At 42.3% G+C, this 20,187-nt stretch carries 19 protein-coding genes; 9 read left to right on the forward strand and 10 right to left on the reverse strand.

Annotation, left to right across the window (positions count from 1 at the left end; translation table 11 throughout):
* Positions 1-251 precede the first annotated feature (251 nt).
* The 3 genes from KSO91_RS05350 (at position 252) to KSO91_RS05360 (ending at position 3,115) form a co-directional block, all read left to right on the forward strand.
* The gene (locus tag KSO91_RS05350; RefSeq protein WP_238741919.1) at positions 252-929 is read left to right on the forward strand and encodes a TIGR00153 family protein; all 678 of its coding nucleotides are present in this window, start codon (positions 252-254) and stop codon (positions 927-929) included.
* 20 nt (positions 930-949) lie between these two features.
* Positions 950-2,215 (forward strand): inorganic phosphate transporter, encoded by a 1,266-nt coding sequence (locus tag KSO91_RS05355; protein ID WP_238741920.1) that lies wholly within the window; start codon positions 950-952, stop codon positions 2,213-2,215.
* A 324-nt stretch (positions 2,216-2,539) separates the two neighbouring features.
* A complete protein-coding gene (locus KSO91_RS05360) occupies positions 2,540-3,115 on the forward strand; it encodes a TIGR04211 family SH3 domain-containing protein (protein WP_238741921.1) in 576 nt (191 codons plus the stop codon).
* Between the two features lie 69 nt (positions 3,116-3,184).
* Here KSO91_RS05360 and KSO91_RS05365 read toward each other — a convergent pair whose 3' ends face one another.
* Positions 3,185-4,000, reverse strand: coding sequence for a general secretion pathway protein GspB (locus KSO91_RS05365; protein WP_238741922.1), 816 nt, complete (start codon positions 3,998-4,000; stop codon positions 3,185-3,187).
* Positions 4,000-5,601, reverse strand: a complete 1,602-nt coding sequence (locus KSO91_RS05370) for an AAA family ATPase (protein ID WP_238741923.1) — start codon at positions 5,599-5,601, stop codon at positions 4,000-4,002. Before KSO91_RS05370 ends, KSO91_RS05365 begins: the two co-directional genes overlap by 1 nt.
* Before the next feature lie 75 nt (positions 5,602-5,676).
* Here KSO91_RS05370 and KSO91_RS05375 point away from each other — a divergent pair, with 75 nt between their 5' ends.
* Entirely contained in the window at positions 5,677-6,945 is a 1,269-nt protein-coding gene (locus KSO91_RS05375; RefSeq protein ID WP_238741924.1) for a multifunctional CCA addition/repair protein, read from the forward strand.
* Here KSO91_RS05375 and KSO91_RS05380 read toward each other — a convergent pair.
* From KSO91_RS05380 to folB, 3 genes are read right to left on the reverse strand one after another with little or no spacing between them, the layout of a single operon-like run.
* On the reverse strand, positions 6,942-7,745 hold the full coding sequence (locus tag KSO91_RS05380) for an undecaprenyl-diphosphate phosphatase (RefSeq protein WP_238741925.1): 804 nt from the start codon (positions 7,743-7,745) through the stop codon (positions 6,942-6,944). The two genes, KSO91_RS05375 and KSO91_RS05380, sit on opposite strands and share 4 nt — an antisense overlap.
* 17 nt (positions 7,746-7,762) lie before the next feature.
* Positions 7,763-8,245 (reverse strand): 2-amino-4-hydroxy-6-hydroxymethyldihydropteridine diphosphokinase, encoded by a 483-nt coding sequence (folK, locus tag KSO91_RS05385; RefSeq protein WP_238741926.1) that lies wholly within the window; start codon positions 8,243-8,245, stop codon positions 7,763-7,765.
* Positions 8,245-8,598, reverse strand: coding sequence for a dihydroneopterin aldolase (gene folB, locus KSO91_RS05390; protein WP_238741927.1), 354 nt, complete (start codon positions 8,596-8,598; stop codon positions 8,245-8,247). The genes folK and folB overlap by 1 nt, the downstream gene beginning before the upstream one ends.
* A gap of 120 nt (positions 8,599-8,718) precedes the next feature.
* Between folB and plsY the strand changes: the two genes are divergently transcribed.
* The 3 genes from plsY to gloA all read left to right on the forward strand — a co-directional run bounded on the left by plsY (position 8,719) and on the right by gloA (position 10,347).
* Entirely contained in the window at positions 8,719-9,312 is a 594-nt protein-coding gene (gene plsY / locus KSO91_RS05395; RefSeq protein WP_238741928.1) for a glycerol-3-phosphate 1-O-acyltransferase PlsY, read from the forward strand.
* Positions 9,313-9,393: 81 nt separating this feature from the next.
* The gene (locus KSO91_RS05400) at positions 9,394-9,822 is read left to right on the forward strand and encodes a c-type cytochrome (RefSeq protein ID WP_238741929.1); all 429 of its coding nucleotides are present in this window, start codon (positions 9,394-9,396) and stop codon (positions 9,820-9,822) included.
* A gap of 120 nt (positions 9,823-9,942) precedes the next feature.
* Complete coding sequence (gene gloA / locus KSO91_RS05405) at positions 9,943-10,347, forward strand: lactoylglutathione lyase (protein WP_238741930.1); 405 nt, start codon at positions 9,943-9,945, stop codon at positions 10,345-10,347.
* Positions 10,348-10,430: 83 nt separating this feature from the next.
* Here the strand turns inward: gloA and galM are convergent, their stop codons facing one another.
* From galM to galE, 4 genes are all read right to left on the reverse strand, one after another.
* Positions 10,431-11,507 carry a galactose-1-epimerase gene (galM, locus tag KSO91_RS05410; protein WP_238741931.1) on the reverse strand — a complete coding sequence of 359 codons (1,077 nt, stop codon included), beginning with the start codon at positions 11,505-11,507 and terminating at the stop codon, positions 10,431-10,433.
* Positions 11,508-11,540: 33 nt separating this feature from the next.
* Positions 11,541-12,695, reverse strand: a complete 1,155-nt coding sequence (gene galK, locus KSO91_RS05415; RefSeq protein ID WP_238741932.1) for a galactokinase — start codon at positions 12,693-12,695, stop codon at positions 11,541-11,543.
* Between the two features lie 38 nt (positions 12,696-12,733).
* The gene (locus KSO91_RS05420; RefSeq protein ID WP_238741933.1) at positions 12,734-13,789 is read right to left on the reverse strand and encodes a UDP-glucose--hexose-1-phosphate uridylyltransferase; all 1,056 of its coding nucleotides are present in this window, start codon (positions 13,787-13,789) and stop codon (positions 12,734-12,736) included.
* Positions 13,790-13,862: 73 nt separating this feature from the next.
* Positions 13,863-14,885 carry a UDP-glucose 4-epimerase GalE gene (gene galE, locus KSO91_RS05425; RefSeq protein WP_238741934.1) on the reverse strand — a complete coding sequence of 341 codons (1,023 nt, stop codon included), beginning with the start codon at positions 14,883-14,885 and terminating at the stop codon, positions 13,863-13,865.
* A gap of 287 nt (positions 14,886-15,172) precedes the next feature.
* Here galE and KSO91_RS05430 point away from each other — a divergent pair, with 287 nt between their 5' ends.
* Both KSO91_RS05430 and KSO91_RS05435 read left to right on the forward strand, forming a co-directional pair.
* Complete coding sequence (locus KSO91_RS05430; protein ID WP_238741935.1) at positions 15,173-17,017, forward strand: DUF294 nucleotidyltransferase-like domain-containing protein; 1,845 nt, start codon at positions 15,173-15,175, stop codon at positions 17,015-17,017.
* Entirely contained in the window at positions 17,017-17,730 is a 714-nt protein-coding gene (locus tag KSO91_RS05435) for a 3'-5' exonuclease (protein ID WP_238741936.1), read from the forward strand. Before KSO91_RS05430 ends, KSO91_RS05435 begins: the two co-directional genes overlap by 1 nt.
* A 258-nt stretch (positions 17,731-17,988) precedes the next feature.
* Here KSO91_RS05435 and KSO91_RS05440 read toward each other — a convergent pair whose 3' ends face one another.
* On the reverse strand, positions 17,989-19,821 hold the full coding sequence (locus KSO91_RS05440; protein ID WP_238741937.1) for a sodium:solute symporter family transporter: 1,833 nt from the start codon (positions 19,819-19,821) through the stop codon (positions 17,989-17,991).
* Between the last annotated feature and the right edge of the window lie 366 nt (positions 19,822-20,187).

Genomic DNA, 20,187 nt, shown 5'->3' on the forward strand with positions numbered 1-20,187 from the left:
TTCAAATTGAGCACTAAAAATAAACTTTATTTCTATTTCAGTTTCCATAATTTTTCCGAATAACCCTATTAAACGAGGATGCTACGATCCTAAAATCGCAATAATTAGTAAATTATACTAAATTCAGGTTCAAATGTGTGCAAAAGAAAGATAACATGCGGCAAATATTGCTGTTCAAGTTGACAATTTAGACTGTTATCAAACTAAAACAAAATTTAGATTGTTATCAAACCAAAACAATAGGATAAATAATGCCAATTAATTCAATCTTTGGGGTCTTCGCTAAGTCGCCAATTCAACCCATTCAGTTGCATATGGATAAAGTAGCAGCCTGCTGTGAGTTACTTATTCCCTTTTTTAAGGCTTGCCATGAACAGAATTGGAGCGAAGCTGAAACAGTAAGAAAAACAATATCCAAATTTGAAAAAGAAGCTGATGATTTAAAGCGTGAATTGCGATTAACATTACCCAAAGGGCTATTTATGCCTATTTCACGTGGTGATTTTATCGAGCTTATAAATCGTCAAGATAAAATAGCAAATGCAGCAAAAGATATTTCCGGGCGAATCTTAGGTCGTAAATTACGCCTGCCCGATGAGATAGCTAATAATTTTATGACTTATCTGCAACGTTGCCTCGATGCCATTCAACAAGCAAAAAAAGCAATTGATGAGCTTGATGAATTGTTAGAGACAGGTTTTAGAGGGCGAGAGGTCGACGTGGTCACAAAAATGATCGCCGAACTCGCATTAATTGAAGAAGATACAGATACGTTACAAAGAAAACTTCGCCGTGACCTTTTGGCAGTAGAGCAGCATCACAACCCAGTTGATATTATGTTCCTTTACCAAATCATCGAGTGGGTAGGGCATCTTGCCGATCACTCTGAATTAATAGGTACGCAACTTGAGCTTATTCTCGTTAGGTAGTAACACTTAAAGGAATCATTATGGATATTTTATCTTCTTATGGCAGTATTATAGTTATCTTTGCCGCTGCAGTGGGCTTTCTTATGGCCTGGGGTATTGGTGCAAACGACGTAGCCAATGCAATGGGTACGTCCGTGGGCTCAAAAGCACTGACCATCAAACAAGCCATTATTATTGCAATGATCTTTGAATTTGCGGGGGCTTATTTAGCCGGTGGGGAAGTCACATCCACCATCCGAAAAGGCATTATTGATGCGAGCTTTTATGTCAATCAACCCGAATTATTAGTTTTCGGTATGACCGCTGCACTATTAGCGGCGGGAATGTGGCTAATTATTGCTTCCTACTTTGGTTGGCCAGTATCAACAACGCACTCAATTGTCGGCGCTATCGTCGGCTTTTCTGCTGTCGGTGTGGGTATGGACAGCGTCGTCTGGAGTGGTGTTATCGGTATAGTGGGCAGCTGGATTATCACACCTCTGATCTCCGGTATTATTGCTTACTTTATCTTCATGAGTTCGCAAAAATTAATCTTTAATACCCACGATCCGATCGCCAATGCAAAGCGTTTTGTTCCCTTTTATATGTTTCTTGCTGGCTTTATACTTTCACTGGTCACCATTAAGAAAGGTTTATCACATATAGGCTTAAATTTCAGCTCAAGTGATGCATTGATAATGGCAACGGTTATCGGTATTACTATTGCGCTTGTTGGTAAATTTTACATTAATCGTATCAAGATCGACCCGAACGCTGACAAAGACATGCATTTCGCCAATGTTGAAAAAATATTTGCGGTGTTAATGATTGTAACCGCTTGTGCGATGGCTTTTGCACATGGTTCAAACGATGTGGCCAACGCAATAGGTCCACTAGCTGCGGTTGTGAGTATTGTCGAGCACAATGGTGAAATAGCGAAAAAAGCAGCTCTAGCTTGGTGGATTTTGCCATTAGGTGGCGTCGGTATCGTACTTGGTTTAGCTATTTTTGGCAGACGCGTGATGGCAACAATTGGCCAAGGCATTACTCACCTAACCCCAAGCCGCGGTTTTGCTGCTGAACTTGCAGCTGCTTCAACGGTTGTTATTGCATCAGGAACGGGGTTACCTATTTCAACGACACAAACACTTGTGGGTGCGGTATTGGGCGTAGGAATGGCAAGAGGGATCGCCGCGCTAAACCTAAGCGTTGTACGTAATATCGTTATCTCTTGGGTTGTGACCCTGCCCATCGGCGCAGGATTATCTATTATCTTCTTCTTTATGTTAAAAGCAGTTTTTAGCTAACTAACCTCAATTCTGGATAAGCTAAACGATACAGTACCGTTATTTACGCGTATTTCTGCGTTAAATCATCTAGCAATAACCAGTTATTGCTGCGATGATTCGCCTTGAACTACGCAAAACTAACAGCACTGTATAATATGTTTTTTAACTTTTTGATATTTAATCTAATTTCGCTTCCATTATCCAGAACTGAGGTTAACTAAAATCGCGGTAAATAAAATTAAAGAGAGCATCTGCTCTCTTTTTTACATGTAGTGCTTCTCCTTAGTGACAATTACTTTTAGAATGTATCTTCATCCATTATAGTTAACAGGATCTGCACCTTTGAAAACACTTAAAACTATTCTCGCTACACTCGCGCTGACACTTTGTATGAACCTATCTGCAGCCACTCGTTATGTAAGTGATGATCTCTTTATTTATCTGCACTCGGGCCCAAGCTTAGAATACCGTATAATCGGCACTCTTAAAGTCGGTGAAACTGTCAGTAGCTTAAAATATGATAGCAAGGCTAAATTTATGCAGGTAGAGACGCAAGAAGGTAAAACTGGCTGGGTAAAAAACAGTCAATTACAAGAAGCATTACCGGCAAAAACCTTGCTACCTGAAATTAAAGAGCAGTTACAGGCTGCGCAAGCAAAACTTGCCAATATAGCCCAACAAAGCGACAACATAGAGCAACAAAAAATACAATTGATAACAGAAAAAGAACACTTGGTCGCCACTATTGACGATCTTAAAGCAAAAAATCGAGATCTAGAGCTACAACAAGATACTGAAGGTGACCGCATAAAAATGGAGTGGCTACTTAATGGCGGAAGCGTTCTCTTCTTTGGCGTACTGCTTGGCTTGCTGCTTCCTTTTTTACCACGTCGAAAAAAACGTAAAGATAATTGGTAGGTTATAAGTTCCGCTAATCACTAAAAAACGCACCTTGGGTGCGTTTTTTATAATCCTCAGATTAGCGATTTAATACCCTTTCCAATCAGTTAATGACGCCAAACTGAAACTTTGCCTGCCTAAACGGAAAATAGTGCGGTTAAGTTGAATTTCAACGACTTGAATTTTACCCGAGCTGTCAAACTGCCCCTCTTGCAACGCCTCGCCATTAATCTTTATCCAGCGCTCTTTCGCATCTGACGAATACATATGCGCGTCATAACTGATGGTCGGTACTTTATCCTGAAATTCACTGGCCATCTGATGCACATCACTGCCGTCATTCAATTCTTTAGGAGCAGGCTCAACGACCTCTTTAGCATCATCTTTACTCATTAATAACGCCTGCTCAAACCGTTGCTGCAGATCGGCTGACGTATCACTATAATCAAGATCATCAATAAGCTGTTGTGATAATGCTTGCGCTTCAGGTTTATTTCCCGAAACAGATAAAAGTGGTAATGCTTTTTTGTTAATCGGGACTTTTGAGGCGCTAATAACGGGTGTCACTTGCACCACTGTTTCCGTAGGTAAATCGATATCGTCTGCAGGAAGTATCGGCAGTGGCTGCAAGTCGAAGGTCATTTTTTTTATGCGTTTATCTTGTTCTGTTACAGAAGCTTTATTTCCCCCCTGCTCAGCCACGATAGCGACAGCTAGCACTGCACTTTCATCTACAGGCTTAAGTAATAGATAAATAAGAATCAGCAGCAAACTGATAATGACCCCCAAGAAAGCAAATAAAGCCACTTTCCATTTTAAACTGGGTGCTTTTTCAACAAAACCAGAGACCGTATTGCATTGTCCCAATTTCTGTTTTTGCAGTGCACGTAAAATAGTAGACATTACTCTTCCCCATCTGTTAATCGCGGTAACATGGGATTAATTAATTGCATTAATGGCATCAGGGTTCTGGTGCCAACGATGCCATCGTCCTGCAACCCCTGCTCACGCTGAAAGAGGGTGACCTGCTGTAAGAGCGGCAGATCAAAGCGATCTTTATTTTCTGCCGGTAGACCTTGTAGCGTATTGAGCTGATTGACCAGCCACCTTATCTCCTCACTTTTTTGACCAAACTGTAATGTTCTCTGCAAAGCAAATGGAGTTTTCCACAGTAAGGTGAGTCCCCCATTCCAATAGTGTTTTAACCACGCTTCGGAAACCTCGATACTTTGATCTTCGATGAGTAATTGATAGTTCTCAGAAGCTTTATAAATAACCACATAAAGTTGTTTTTCACCATTTATTAATTTAATTACAGCGGGATAGTTTAATTGCTTTAATTTATCAATATTACTACTTTCAGAGAAACATAATAACGATACAGCGGAGCCTTGTTCACAGTTTGCACTTTGCAAATCCACCTGGTAGCCCCAAATGGCATACAGAGTTTTTAGTGCGTGCGAGAACTCTACTTTACTCAAATCTAATTGCGGATAAGCATCAAACCAATCAAGTTGCTCACTGCCCTCCTGTTTGTTCGTTTCCTGTATTGTTTTGAGTTCTGTTATTGGTGCTTCTTTCACACTAAATTGCGCCAATATTTTAGGCGCTTGGAAAGCGCTAATAAGTATTAAAAGAAGCAAAAGAAGCAGCCGCCAAGTGCCTTTGAAAAAAGTACTAAAGTTGGAGTGAGTCTCCTCTAACGCCATCTCCTGAGCTGCATTTTTTACCATTTTCGCGTTAACTTTAAGCGCGTTCTGCGTGTAGGCGGCTAATAAACTGCGATCACTTAAGAGATTAATTAAACGCGGGATGCCTTGACTTTTTTTAAATATTTGCCGCAAAGCACTGGCGTCAAAAATAGGGAATTTGACGCCAGCGACATGCAAACGGTGCTGGATATAATATTCACTTTCTTGTTGAGTAAGCGGCAACAGATGATAACGGGCGGTGATCCGCTGCGCGAGTTGGCGTAACTCAGTCTGCTTTAGCTTTTGCTGCAATTCCGTCTGGCCAATCAAAATAACCTGTAACGGTTTTTTATTATTCGACTCAATATTGGTTAATAAACGTAATTGTTCTAAAACTGAAAAGCTTAAATGCTGCGCTTCATCAATTAAGACAATCGCACCTCTCCCCGATAACAGATTACTCATCATCCAGGTGGTTAATGCATCAAATAATAATTTTAAACTGAGATCTTGTTTACGATATGCGATTTTAAATTCATCGCAAATTGTCGCCAGTAATTCAATCTCAGTTAACGCGGGATTTAAAATAAAGGCGATATCAATACTGGCAGGCAAATCTTGCAATAATGCCCGACACACCGTTGTCTTCCCAGTGCCAACTTCTCCGGTTAGCAATACAAAACCACCATTGCCCTGCAGACCATAAGTGAGATGTGCCAACGCCTCTTTATGACGCTCACTTAAAAACAAAAAGTCGGGATCCGGCGAAATTGAAAAGGGTGCCTCTTTTAGGGAAAAGAAATCTTGATACATAAGAAGTTCCAAACAAATAGAGATGATGGTATTAATTGCTTATAATAACTAAATTAGTGATAAAGAGGGGAAACAATGCAAGTATTTTTAGTTGGGGGCGCAGTTCGAGATCAATTATTGCAACTTAACATCACAGATCGCGATTATGTGGTGGTAGGTAGCAACCCTAAACAACTTTTACAATTAGGTTATCGACAAGTTGGTAAAGAGTTCCCTGTTTTTTTACACCCGGCAACAGGTGAAGAATATGCACTTGCCCGCACTGAACGCAAGCAGGGATCCGGTTATACTGGATTTACCTGCTACGCCGGAGAAGATGTTACTTTAGAAGATGATCTGTTGCGCCGCGATTTAACCATCAATGCGATAGCCTTCTCTGAGCACGGTGACTTTATTGATCCCTATCGTGGTTTAGTGGATTTAAAAAACAAAATATTACGCCATATCTCACCCGCATTTAGCGAAGATCCCCTACGCGTACTGCGTGTTGCACGTTTCGCCGCACGTTTTCACCACCTCGGCTTTCAAATAGCCCCGGAAACATTGGCCTTGATGCACGAATTAACCGCCAGTGGAGAACTTAACCACCTAACGGCTGAGCGTATCTGGCAAGAAACGGCAAAAGCACTACAAAGTGATAGCCCACAAATCTATTTCCAAGTACTGCGTGAATGTGGCGCTCTAGCGGTTCTGTTTCCTGAAATTGAGCGTTTATTTGGCATCCCCGGCCCAAAAAAATGGCATCCTGAAATTGATACCGGTATCCATACGTTAATGGTCGTCGAGCAGGCGGTCAAACTATCAGATTCGTTGGCTTTCCGCTTTGCCTGTTTAGTACATGATCTCGGTAAAGCGTTAACACCCAAAGAAAATTGGCCAAGCCATAAAGGGCATGGTTTTCTTGGTTTAGAAACAATTAAAGCATTATGTTTACGTCTAAAAATCCCCAATGAATGCCGTGACTTGGCTCTTTTGGTCAGTGAACACCATACAGTGATTCACAATGCCCTTGAGCTCAAAGCATCTACTTTAATTAAATTAATGGATAAGAATGATGCTTGGCGTAAACCGCAACGCTTTTTTCAGATGCTACAATGCTGTGTCGCCGATTCAAAAGGTAGAACGGGGTTTGAAGAGAAAGAGTATCCCAGTGCAGATTATATTTGGCAGGCGTTTCAGCTGGCCGACAAGGTCAATGTGCAGGAGATTATCAGTCAGGGCTATCAAGGTGCGCAGATTAAAGAAGCTTTATTAGCAGCGCGTATTTTAGTTGTAAAGCAGTACCAAGAAGAAATTCAACAAGCGGGGGAAATAGTCCCCCGCACGGTGCTTAGCAAAGACTAATTCATTGCCAAAATATAAAATAGTGCGCCACCCAGCAACAGTCGATAGATAACAAATGGCATCATGCCGACTTTATTGAGCAACAACAGGAAACCGTGAATACATAATAATGCGCTGGCAAAGGAGATACCTGCGCCAAGGTATAACGCGCTCCAGTCAACGTACTCGTCGGATAAAATAAGTTTCAGCAGATCGTAGCTTGAAGCCATCCCGATAATGGGGATCGACATAAGAAAAGAGAAACGCGCCGCGCCACTGCGCGTTAACCCTAACATGAGCCCCGCAGTAATTGTGATTCCTGAGCGCGATGTTCCTGGAATCAGGGCGAGCACCTGAGCAAAGCCGATCAAAATCGCACCTTTAAGCCCTGTTTGGTATTCTGTCTTGATCTGCTTCGCTTGCGCATCCGCCCACCAAAGCAGCAGCCCAAAAATAACCGTGGTTACCGCAATGACGTAACCACTACGCAGATAAGTTTCCACTAATGATTTGCCAAAAAAACCAACTACAGCCGCCGGAATAGTCGACCAAATAATCCACCAAGCAAGGCGGCTATCTTGGGTTTTTCCTTGACCTCTCAGAGAGCCAACCCAAGCCACTGACATATTAACAACTTCAACACGGAAGTAGATCAGTACCGCAGCGAGTGTGCCGATATTAAGAATAAGATCAAAGGCTAAGCCCTGATCTTGCCAGCCTAATAGCTGTGAAGGTAAAATTAAATGCGCAGAGCTAGAAATAGGTAAAAATTCAGTTAACCCCTGAATCAAAGCTAATACAACAATCTCAAGTAAGGACATGTTTGTTCTCTTTATGTTTAAAGGCCAGCATTAACTTGCCATAATTTTTGTTTATCTTGGGGATAATTAGCCCACAAATGTTGGTATGTTTGCCCCAAAACAGGGTGTTCTAATAAGGGGGCTAGTTCAGCTAAAGGTTTTAACACAAATGCATTTTTAGTGATTTCTGCACGAGGTAGATCAATCGATAGGTCAATAAGCCGATCATATAAAAGCAGGTCTAAATCCAAGGTTCGGGGAGCGAATTTAAGCGCGTTTTTTGCACGCCCCAGTTTAACTTCAATCGCCTTTAGTTCACAAATCAGTGATTTGACCGGTAATTGGGTGGTTATCCCCACCACTAAATTATAAAAATTGCATCCCGAAAAGCCGACCGCTTCACTCTCATAAATAGGGGAGAGAGTGAGTTCACCAAAGACTAACTCTAATGCGCCTAAGCCTAACTGGATATTTTCCCGTTTATTAATACTTGAGCCGACACCAATATAAACATTAGCCACTAGCGAATACCGCGCTCAATCTGAACACCTAAACTTTGTGCTTTAGGTAGGGCTCCGGGCTTGTGCAGGGTAAGTCGTATCCAAGGCACGGAAAATTCCACCATAATTAATGCGGCGACCTGTTCGGCCATGGTTTCAAGCAGCTCGAAGTGATTATTTTGGGCAAACTGATTAACCCTTTCAGAGACACTAAAATAATTCAGCGCTAAATTAATATCATCACTTGCCGCCGCAGGTCGGTTATCAAACGCCATCTCTAAATCGAAATAGAGCTTTTGCTGCACTGACTTTTCCCAGTTATACACGCCAATGGTGCTAATAACTTGTAACTGTTTAATAAAAACAATATCCATTCTGAAGACCTTTAAAACGCTATCACTAACACAAAAATCCACGTACTATCTCAATAGCAATTAATATCAATGGACTGTAAAAATGATATATTTTACCCGATCGAAAAAAAATAAATACAAATGATTATCCTGATCCTATTATTTGTTCTTTGTGCTTATCTATTTGGCGCCCTTAACGGTGCGATCTTGCTGTGTCGTTTCAAAGGTTGGCCGGATCCCCGTTTACAGGGTTCTCAGAATCCGGGCGCAACGAATATGTTACGCTTACACCACGCACAAGCCGCCAGTGCAGTGCTTATTTTTGACATTCTCAAGGGCACTTTGCCCGTTTACCTCGCCTATTTTTTTAATTATCACCCGCTAGTGATTGGTTTTATTGGCATTGCCACTTGTCTGGGACATATTTTCCCTCCCTATTTTCAATTTAAAGGCGGTAAAGGGGTTGCAACCGGTCTAGGTACGCTATTACCACTAGGCATGGATATGACCGGGTTACTTGTTTTAACCTGGTTGCTGACCATAGCGGTCAGTGGTTATGCTTCATTAGCCGCTATTATCACGGCAATCGCCGCCCCTTTTTTTGTGGAGCAGCTAAAACCTGAATATACTCAGCCAGTGATCATGTTATCGATATTAATAATTCTTCGCCATATAAGTAATATAAAACGCTTATTAATGGGAAAAGAGAAAAAAATGGTGAACTGGAAACAATAATCCAGATAAAGGGATTGGTAGTTACAAACAAGCCCGTTATAATTAACATTTTCACAACATAACAATTATTTGGAGTCTGCTGTGTACCTGATTAAACCTGTCACCCTAGTAATCATCTTAGCAATCAGTTTGGTCAGCACGGCAAGCTTCGCAGAAGACCTTTCAAAGCAAGCGATTGCGCAGCGCATCGCTCCGGTGGGTAATGTTTATTTGCATGGCGATATTGCAACAGCAAGTCAAACAGCGGATGTCATTGTAGCTAGCGGTCCACGCAGCGGCGAAAAGGTTTACAATACTTATTGTGTTGCATGTCATGCAACAGGGGCTGCGGGTGCGCCACTCAAAGGGGATGCACTGGCATGGAAACCACGTGTTGATCAAGGTATGGAAACGCTCGTAAAACATGCCACAGAAGGCTTTAATGCAATGCCCGCCAGAGGAACCTGTGCAGATTGCAGTGACGAAGAGATAGCCGCTACTGTTAAGTTCTTAACCGCAGGGATTAATTAGTTAAGCGATACACGACTTAAGCAAATCAACTCTGAGTATTTTTTATCCCACAGACAAGCTGTGAAAATGCTAGATGATCGGATAGACTCTATTTTTATAAAATAAAATCAGGGAGTTAATATGCGCTTATTACATACCATGTTACGTGTTGGTGACTTACAAAAATCGATCGGTTTTTATACTCAGATTCTACAGATGAAATTACTGCGCCAGTCTGAAAATGCCGAATATAAGTATACTTTAGCTTTTCTAGGTTATGCGGATGAGTTAAATTCAACGGTTCTTGAGCTCACCTATAACTGGGGTAACAGTGAATATGATCTGGGTAATGGTTACGGACATATTGCCATTGAAACAGATGATATTTATGCGACCTGCGCTAAAATAAAGCAGCAAGGGGGACAAATTACGCGTCAACCGGGGCCAGTAAAAGGCGGCACCACAGTGATCGCTTTTGTTAAAGATCCTGATGGCTATCTAATTGAACTGATTAATAAAAAAGATGCAGGAAACGGTCTAGGGTAGGCAAGGCGCTCTAAGTAGCCGCCTCTCTGATAGCAAACAAGCCGAAATTTTATCCAATTTTTCGGCTTAGTTTTATTATCAGCTTAATCCTGAATTTCAAACTGATAAGAGGTTTGATAATGATATTGCTCACCCGCCGCTAAAATAGGGCTCGGCTGATCCCATTCCGGATGGTTAGGCGCATCAGGTAAAAATTGTGTTTCCAAGGCAAAGCCCGCATAGTTTTGATACTCACCCCCATTGCGCCTAGGCGCACCCGCCAAATAATTACCGCTATACAGCTGCAGCGCAGGTTTAGTTGTTCTAACGTTAAGCACAACTTTGCCATCTGCAGAGATACTCTTTGCGACAATATCGCAGCCATTTTGTGCTGATTTTTTGATAAGAAAACTGTGATCATAACCTGCGGCTAAATGTTGATCCGGCTCGCTCATAAGATCGCGGCCAATCGTTTTTAACTCTGTAAAATCAAAACTGCTCCCCTGTACTGTGCAAAAATCCCCCTTTGGAATGCCGTTCTTATCAGTCGCTAAGTAGTGATCCGCTTGAATCATTAACTGGCTGTCTAGGCAAGATGGTGCATCACTGCCCATTAGGTTAAAGTAAGCATGGTTAGTGAGATTCACAGGGCATGCCTTATCGGTAATTGCCTGATAATTCAAGGTTAGCGTATTATCTTCACTTAATTGATAATTAATTCTGACCTGTAAATTCCCCGGAAAACCTTGATCACCATCGGGCGAAGATAAGCTAAAGCTAACTGAGTTTTGGTCATGCTGAATGGCATTCCAACGACGCTGATCAAAACCTTGCGGGCCTCCATGCAGCGTATTCCCCCCTTGATTTGTCTGTACTTGGTATACTTTACCATCGATCGCAAACTGTCCCCGAGCAATGCGGTTGGCAAAACGCCCTACGGTCGCTCCAAAATAAACACGCTGACGCAGATGATCCGCCATACTACTGACCCCGAGCAACATTTCACGCATCTGCGTAGCAACAGGGATTTCGCAACTTAACCAAGTTGCGCCGATATCCATCAAAGTAACACACATCCCCTGCTTATTTTTTAATACAAACAGCTTTGCAGGCTGACCATCCAGTGCGGGCTCAGTTAGCATGCTTTTCTGCAATCTCTGCTGCACGGCAGTTAAAGACATAGACATCCCCCCGCTGTTCGGCTCACTAGGCGCTTATTCAACTAAACCAGCCCCAGCTTGGGCTTGGCAAACATAGATAGATTCTTTTAATCCCGTCCTTACCTGATATTGACTGATTAACGCGGCGGTAACTTGCTCAACTAAACTAGGTGGCACCAATGCAACGACGCAACCACCAAATCCGCCCCCGGTCATACGCACGCCACCTAAGCGACCAATTTCAGCTTTAACAATATCAACTATCAGATCTACTTCTGGTACCGTGATTTCAAAATCATCACGCATTGAATTATGCGATGCTTCCATCAGCTGCCCCATCAACTGCATATCACCTTTGGATAAAGCTATTGCGGCTTTTTCGGTACGATCATTTTCACTGATTACATGACGCGCTCGCTTAGCCACAACGGTATCTAATTCATTCATACGAGCATTAAACTGATCCATTGTGACATCGCGCAGGGCCTTAACGCCAAAGACGGATGCGGCTACTTCACACTGCAAACGACGGGTATTATATTCACTGTCCACCAGCCCGCGTTTTTTATTGGAGTTAATAATCATTACTGTCATATCCTTAGGCATAGAAACCGACTGTGTCTGCAGTGAGCGGCAATCAAGCAATAGCGCATGGTGTTGCTCTCCACAAGCAGAGATTAACTGATCCATAATGCCGCAGTTGCAACCAACAAACTCGTTTTCCGCTTGTTGACCGTTGAGCGCGATATCTACTTGGCTGATATCCAACGCATAAAGCTCTTTAAACGTTTGTCCGATTACCACTTCTAATGCTGCCGAGGAACTTAGGCCTGCACCTTGTGGCACATTACCGCTGACCACAATATCTGCGCCTTGAAAATGGTAACCACGCCCAAGTAAACACTTTACAACCCCACGGATATAGTTAGACCACATACAATCATCTTGGAATTCAATATTCTCGGTTAAATCAAATTGATTTTCCTGATTATCATAATCAACCGAAATAACACGTACTATAGAATCAGTACGCTTCGCGGCTGCCACCATTGTTTGATAGTTGATCGCGCACGGCAGCACAAAACCGTCATTATAATCCGTATGCTCACCAATTAAATTTACCCGCCCAGGGGCTTGAATTAGATGTGTTGCTGAGTAGCCAAATAGCGAGTTAAATACATTTGTTACGTTATTAATTAAAGTGTTCATTATTTTTGTCTCTTAGTCTGTGATCAAATAAGCAAGGGCTAACGTGCATCTTTATAGTGAATATCGCTAACATCCCGTAGCTTTTGTGCCGCTTGCTCCGCGGTTAAATCGCGCTGGCTTTCTGCCAACATCTCATAACCGACCATAAATTTACGAACGCTAGCAGAGCGCAGCAGAGGTGGATAAAAAAGGGCGTGTAATTGCCAATGATCGATATCCGTGCCCGCTTCAAAAAACGGCGCGTAATGCCAACCCATCGAGTAGGGGAAAGAGCAGTTAAATAAGTTATCGTAACGGCTAGTGAGTTTTTTAATGGCTAACGCTAAGTCATCACGCTGCTCGCCACTTAGCTCACTCATGCGACGAATATGGGTTTTAGGTAAGAGCAAGGTTTCAAATGGCCATGCAGCCCAATAAGGCACGACAGCAAGCCAGTGCTCTGTTTCTACCACAGTACGCTGACCGTCTTGAAGCTCAGCCTGCACATAGTCAAGCAGTAGGTTGGACCCATGCTTTTCTTGATAAGCTTTAAGCAACTGCTCTTTACGCTCAATTTCATTGGGTAAAAAGCTATTCGCCCATACTTGACCATGCGGATGTGGCTGTGAGCACCCCATAGTCGCGCCTTTATTTTCAAAAGCTTGCACCCACAAATAATCTTTACCCAATCCCTCAATCTGCTCATTCCAAGTATCTACCACAGATCGGATCTTAGTAAGCGGCAGCTCAGGTAATGTTTTACTATGATCCGGTGAAAAACAGATAACCCGGCTTAACCCACGCACACCTTGTGTTTTAAATAGCGGATTATCAGAAACGGGCGCATCGGGAGAGTCTGGCATCAATGCCGCGAAGTCATTGCTAAAAACATAAGTGCCCTGATAACTTGGATTTTTATCACCAGAAATCCGAGTATTAGTGGGGCATAAAAAACACTCAGAATCATAATTTTCTAGTGTTTCGGTTGCCGGTTTTTCATCCTGACCACTCCACGGACGCTTTGCGCGATGCGGCGAAACCAAAATCCATTGTCCCGTTAACGGGTTATAACGGCGGTGCGGATGATCAATCGGGTTAAATGTTATTTCAGACATAATATTCTCTTCTTTCAATAAGCCCTTTTATAATGGGCATCTCTACTTTTTAAGTGATAGCTTGATCCGCTGGCTATTGTGAGTCCGGATAACCATGCGGATTAGTTGACTGCCAGCGCCAAGTATCTGCAGTCATCTCCATAAGCGTACGATTTGCCTTCCAACCCAGCTCCTTTTCTGCTTTCTCTGTACTCGCCCAGCACTGCGCAATATCTCCCGCACGGCGCGGGCAAATAAGGTAGGGGATCGGACGAGCAGAAGCGGTTGCAAAGGCATTGACCATCTCCAGCACGCTACTACCTTTGCCGGTGCCTAAATTATAAATATGCAAGCCCGCTTTTTTCCCGACAGCATTAAGAGCAGCAATATGCCCCTGCGCTAAATCGAGCACATGGATATAATCGCGCACGCCAGTACCGTCGGGCGTATCATAATCATTGCCAAAGACAGAAAGTGATTCTCGACGTCCCACCGCAACTTGTGCAATAAAAGGCATTAAATTATTAGGGATCCCCTGCGGGTCCTCGCCCATAGTGCCGGACGGATGAGCACCAACAGGATTAAAGTAACGCAACAGCGTAATACTCCAGTCAGGCTCGGCGACCAATAGATCTGCTAAGCACTGCTCCACCATATATTTACTGCGCCCATAGGGATTGGTTGTGGCGCCCGTCGGAGAGTTTTCAGTAATAGGTACGATTTGAGGATCGCCGTACACTGTTGCTGATGAGCTAAAAACCAGACTTTTCACCCCAGCATTACGCATAGCACGGACCAATACTAAGGAGCCATTGACATTGTTATCATAATATTCTAATGGCTTTTGCACTGATTCACCGACCGCTTTAGAGCCAGCAAAATGGATCACTGAGCTAATTTCTTGCTCCTTAAAAATGTCATCAAGCAGCGCCTGATCGCGAACATCTCCTTGATAAAGAGCGGGTCTAGTCTGAGTTAACTTTTCAATACGATCTAATACCGCTAATTTACTATTGCTTAAGTTATCAATAATAATGGGTTCAATACCTGCTGCTATCATTTCTATACACGTCAGGCTGCCGATATATCCCATACCACCTGTAACTAAGACCTTCATTGCAATGACTCCTAATGGTTACTGTGAGCCTGATTTTAACAATCAAAGAAGCCACAAGTCCGTGATCCCCCTCACACAAGTGTAAACGTTTACAATTACACGTAACTAAAAGGGGAGGCGCGCAGTTAAATAGCGATTCAACAGACAATGGCATTATCAATATCCTTTTATTCATCTACTTTACAGCCGCTTGCTTTTGTTATCTATTTTCACCCGATGAAGCTGTAAACGATTCCATTATATGCTATAAAGATATTCATTGATCTTATCTCTATTGGTTTTCTAATATGTCTGAAACACTGATTCCAAATATCGAACTATTTATAGCAAACATAGATCCTTTTAGTCGTTTGCCAGAGATATTGTTGAACAGAGTGACTTCAACAATTAAAATAATCTACCTTGCGCAAGGCGAGGTCGTGCCTCCCCCACAAACAGAGGAAGACAAATACTTATTTATTGTGAGAACTGGCGCGGTAGAGCAAAGATTGTCAGATGGGACACTTAGAGGTCGTCTAGAAGAAGATGATGTATTTGGTTTCAGCCTGTTTTCAGAATCAGAAACGCGTTACCAAATAAAAGCAATTGATAACACCCTACTATACTTGATTCCGGCGAAAACCATCTACCACATTCAGTCTAAATATCCTGAATATGCACAGCACTTTACCGCAAAACCTGAGGGCCGAATTCATTCAGCGGTCGAATCAATATGGAAAGATATCAATAGCAGCTCTTTCTTTAATACGGTTAAACAAGTCTCAAGCGATCAGCATAGCGAAGTTAACATCGAAGACTCCATTCGCACTGTTGCCCATATGATGCGTACGAAAAACACCTCCTGCGCGATTGTTAAAGATAATAATGAGCTCGTCGGTATCGTAACGGACACTGATCTTATCGATCGCGTCATTGCTGAAGGCAAAAGTACTGAATCACCTATCAGTGATATCATGAGCCCATTGCCGATAACAATTGCTCCTCATGAAACAGTTTTTGATGCAGCGATACGCATGATGGAAAATAATATTAAAAACCTCCCTATCATAGAGGACGGTCATGTAATCGGTTTACTCTCTGTGCACCAACTTTTTCAAAATCAGCGCATACAGGCGATTTATCTGATAGATAAGATAAAAAAATCAAGTAACGAAACTAAACTGGCTAGCTATATGCCTGAACGGGATAGTATCTTTCAGGCGTTGGCCAATGATAAGGTGCCTGCAGACCTGATAAGTACCATCCTGACTACCATTATGGACACAGTTAATCAGCGCCTGATCAATATTGCTATAGAGAGACTTGGCAGCGTACCCTGTGACTTTTCTTGGATTGTTGCCGGCTCTCATGCCCGCAAAGAAGCTAATATCCTCTCGGATCAGGATAGTGGTATTATTATGTCTGATAAGGCAACGGTAAAAGACAAAGTTTATTTTCAGCATCTGGCCATGATTGTCACCAAAGGGATGGATCTCTGTGGATATGAGCTCTGCCCTGGTAAATTTATGGCCGCCACAGCAAAGTGGTGTCAGCCTCTATCTGTATGGCGAGAATACTATAAAAATTGGATTAAAAATCCAGAATCTGAACGCCTCTTAAATCTCAGCGTTTTCCTTGATACCCGCGTTATTTACGGTAATGACGAATATCGGACCATACTGATAAATGAATTTAAAGAGATGACCTCACATCGTTCTTTCCTTGCCAAGTTAATCAGAGATGCAGCAGAAAATCGTACCCCGTTAGGGGTGTTCCACAATCTAGTGTTAACCAAAAACGAAAATAATGAAAAAACACTTAATATTAAGCGTTACGGTATTAATATAATTGTAGATTTGGCGCGAATTTACGCGCTCTCAGCGAAATCTGATGCCTGTAACACGACGGAAAGATTAATCGACGTCAATAAAATGGGTCTTATTAACGATGCAACATTAAGTAATATTCTCAGTGCCTATAACTTCCTTAAAAGCTTCCGATTTTCCTATCAAGTTGACATGATGAATAAAGGTGCAACGCCGAGTGGTCAGATAGATCCTAACTATTTTGGTAGTTTCGAGCGTAAGCATATCAAGGATGTTTTCCGTCTAATTGATGACTGGCAACAGTTTACTAAAATGAGATTTGGTTAATGCTACGCTTCTTTAAAAAAAAGAATCTGCTTCAGGGACTAGAAGAGCAACGGGCACAGTGCTTACAATACAACTTAGCAACGGTGCTTAAAGATAATTTGATGCAGCCCTTGCCTGATAAAAATACGCTTTTTCAGGTGCTGCCTTTTCTGGTGGTTGACTTTGAAACCACTGGTTTTGACGTAGAGACTAACGATATTATTAGTATTGGTTGGGTAGAGATTTCCAATATGCAGATAGACGTTGCGTCACAGAAGCACCTCTACATTAATAACGGTAAGCAGATTAATCACGAAACCGCAGTTATCAATCATATCGTCCCACAAATGGTCAGTCACGGAGTCACTCTAGAGGAGGCAATCAATACTCTATTGCATCATTCTAAAAATAAAATATTGGTGGTTCACGGTAAAACAATTGAGAAGCGCTTTATTGATTTTTATGCACAGAACAGCCTAGGTCTCCCGGAACTTCCTTTGATCTGGATTGATACGTTGATAATAGAAAAGTGGCATTTGCTGAAAATTGGGGCACAATTCAGTCAGGATAATCGCCTCTCCTCAGTCAGAAAACGTTATAATCTTCCACAATATACTGCTCATAATGCGCTGATAGACTCAATCGCAGCGGCTGAGCTTTTACTGGCGCAGATGGCGCACATTTATCGAGACAGAAAAGTAACATTTGAACGCTTGTATGAAATAAGTCAGTAGTTTGCATTACAGGCTTATTCTTTTATCTAAGTTGTCGACCCTCTTCTCTATTAAGCCGTTGCAGATAATTTATTAGTGCTTTTAAAATGATTAGCAGTCGCACGACCCCTGTTTTTTTTATTATCAAGCGAAAATTCCGTTAACACACTTTTTTGTCTTTTATTACAGCCAATCTTACTTATAAAAAAGCGCCTTCTATGTGAAGACGCTTATTTTAAATCCGTTAAAACACTGGCTTTAAAAGCCTGCGATTAACTTTTACCAGAATATAATATACAGGACAACAGTCAGAATACAGATTCCGATACCCCAATTACGAGCGGCCGTAGACGGCGTCATATCAAGTGTCGTTATTGATGTAAACTCGACTCTTTCATCTTTAAATATCATGCCGTATACAGTAAGGATAGCAAGTACTGCAATCAGACAGTAAGACATACTGTACAGAAAGTGTACATCTGCATATGCAGCCTGCAGGTAACCATAAATAACGGCGTTGGCTAAAATACCGATAACACCCGCCCATTTACCAGAAGTCCGGTTAATCAGTCCATAGATAAATACCGCAAGAATACCTGTTGATACATATCCTTGGAATGACTGAATAAAGCCAAAGATACTCTTAAAGTCAGCCAGCATTGGCGCAATAACACAACCAATAACAACGAAGACACCGATACAGATACGACCAAATGTGACGAACTCATACTGCTTCGCTTCTGGGCGAATGTAGCGTTGGTATACATCCATCGTAAATAGTGTTGAAGCGGCATTCAGAATAGCTGCAAGAGATGAGATAATAGCGCCCATCAATGCCGCAATCACGAAACCAAGGATACCGACATCTTTAGGTATAAGCTTAGTAATTAAAAGTCCCATTGCTGAGTCGTATTTGTACGGGTTGATCGCCTCACTTACAACGGCCTCTTCTCCAAGACGATCAACAACAGTACTGTTGTATGTATTAATCTCTTGTGCTTTTTCAGGGTGTGCAACGGCATACTTTGAATCCAGCATAAAAATGACATTCGTATCGACATTAACCGCCGCTTGTTCATAGCTGGCAAATACATTCCCACCGGCATCAATGTTGGCACTTTCTTCCATTTCAGTTGAGAAAAGGTTAAATGCAATAATCCCAGGAATAACGATGATAAACGGAATGACAAGTTTAAGACCCGCAGCTAAAACCAAACCTTTCTGACCATCAGCAAGAGAAGCAGACCCAAGCACACGTTGTGATATATATTGGTTAAGGCCCCAGTAGTAGAAATTGGGGATCCAGATACCAAGAACGAGTACCGGCCATGGCATCGCGGGAGTATCCATATGCATTGCCGCACTATTCAACATCGAGAACTTATCGACAGCGCCCACTCCGGCATCGAGAGCGGCAGCAGCCCCTGTTGTTGCAGCTGCACCCGTTGAGTCTACCAATGTCGCAATATCCGTTGCACCAAGCGCAACGAATGCAAAGTAAGTAATAACACCACCACCAAGAATCAAAGCAGATCCCTGAAGAAGGTCAGCCCAGGCACACGCTTTAAGACCACCAAAGGCAACATAGATAGCAGCGGTACCTCCTAGGATCCAACATGCTAAAGGTAAAGAGACATCATAACCGAACTCAAGGAATAACCTCGTCATGGTAATCGCACCAGCGTAGATAACGCCAATAAGACTCACACCAATAAGAATAAGTGTCATAGAAAGCGTCATCACAAGGCGAGCCCAGTGGTTATAACGAACTTCTAAAAATTCAGGAATTGTTGAAATGCCAGTACGCAGGAAGTATGGCAGAAGGAAAAAGGCCACGACGACAAGCGTGATCGCTGCAATCCATTCCCAGCTAGCAACAGATAAACCTTCAAGTCCTGCCCCTTGCCCCGACATTCCGACAAATTGCTCTGCAGAAATATTTGCGGCAATAAGAGAGAAACCAATAAGCCACCAGCTAAGACCTCGACCAGCTAGGAAATAGTCTGTTGCACCGTGTTCACTGTGCGTTTTCTCACCCCGACTTTTAATCATCCCAACGCCGATCACGCTGAGCATGAAAATTACTGCTACTGCAATATCAATTGCACCCATGGTTGTCCCCTTTGTATAAAAAATATTTAATTAAATCTGTTTAAGGTCAGTCACTAATCTCTCGTCTAAATCGACCAAATAAATCTAACCTTTCGGAATATAAGCATTTACAACAACTTAGTTAACAAAGTGATGTAATAGCCGGATAAATATATAAAACAACTTACAGCGAGCCCTTTAATGTAAACGTTACCACGGCAGAATATGCGCTCTTGTAATTTAAATAACCAGAAAAACACACACGGAATGTGAGCACGATCACCAATGTAAACGATTACATGTGGGCTGTGTTGTGTTTTAAAGCTGGCGAATGTTGAAGAATATTTATCTGCGGGGGGATCGACCACCAATAATATTTATGATCGA

The sequence above is a fragment of the Psychromonas antarctica genome, from assembly GCF_022267535.1.
In the GTDB taxonomy this organism is placed as follows: Bacteria; Pseudomonadota; Gammaproteobacteria; order Enterobacterales; family Psychromonadaceae; genus Psychromonas; species Psychromonas antarctica.